This is a genomic window from Legionella qingyii, from assembly GCF_003184185.1.
In genome coordinates, this window is record NZ_QHJG01000011.1 from 57110 (window position 1) to 58036 (window position 927).

The following is a 927-nucleotide window of genomic DNA, read 5'->3' on the forward strand; positions in this document are numbered from 1 at the left end:
GTCCAAAGTAACATCGTTATCAGTCATTGTTTGCAAAACTAATGCTTGACCACCGATGTTCCATCCAGTACTTGGGCAAGGAACAGTAACGTTACCTGGGGTGCAAACTGGGCCCATGGTACCAGCGAATACTGCACTGCTACCTAAAGCAAGAACAGCTAACGCTGTTTTTTTCAAATTTAACATGCTTATCTCCACTTTTTATTATTATTTCCGTTCGTTACCAATTTAAATTGTTAGCAACGGTACGCATATTCGCTCTATACCGAGAGCGTACCTTGCTCAATTATCTAACCGGAGTTTCATAAAGTCAACAGTACCGATTAAATTTATTAAAATGATAGCGAATTAAATGTTTCCTATATATTTCAAGCCAAAGTAAGGGCCAGCAGCAGCGAAATCAGTTGCTGTAACTGGTAATACGGTTGTATTTAACGCATGAATGTAGTTAAACCACATGTATCCAGCATCCAGTACCAAATCACCTTGTGCCATTGCATAATCATAGCTAGCACCCAATTTAGCTTCTAATTCAGGAACGATCGCTGTTCTGGTTCCGCTAATATCAACGGTGAACACATTAGGAAGAACAGGATTAGAGCCATCTGGGTCAATGAAATCAACATTGTAGCTATGTTTTTGTGAACCAACTAACAATGCACCAGCTGCTTTAGCATAAATACCAAAACCATTACCGAATACATAGTTCATGTCGATACCAGTACGTGGTCCGAAACCGTTGTACTGAGTGTTTCCTTCAAATGTAAGCGTATAGTCTGGAACACCATTATCGAAGTCTGTTCCAAATGCATGCATGCTTCTCTTAATGCTAGCAAATTGGAAACCGCCATGGAAACGGATTTTTTTGTTCGCGCTGAAATCAACGAACTGACCGAATTCACCGTTAACTGCATCCCATCTGTTTTT

The 927-nt window shown here is 40.1% G+C and carries 1 protein-coding gene and 1 pseudogene; both read right to left on the reverse strand.

The window, feature by feature from the left end:
• Window positions 1-186, reverse strand: a pseudogene (locus DGG96_RS21170) (Lpg1974 family pore-forming outer membrane protein); the annotation flags it as partial.
• Between the two features lie 162 nt (window positions 187-348).
• Window positions 349-927, reverse strand: a 579-nt coding sequence (locus tag DGG96_RS08320; RefSeq protein WP_240610446.1) for an Lpg1974 family pore-forming outer membrane protein, incomplete at its 5' end; no start/stop codon positions are given.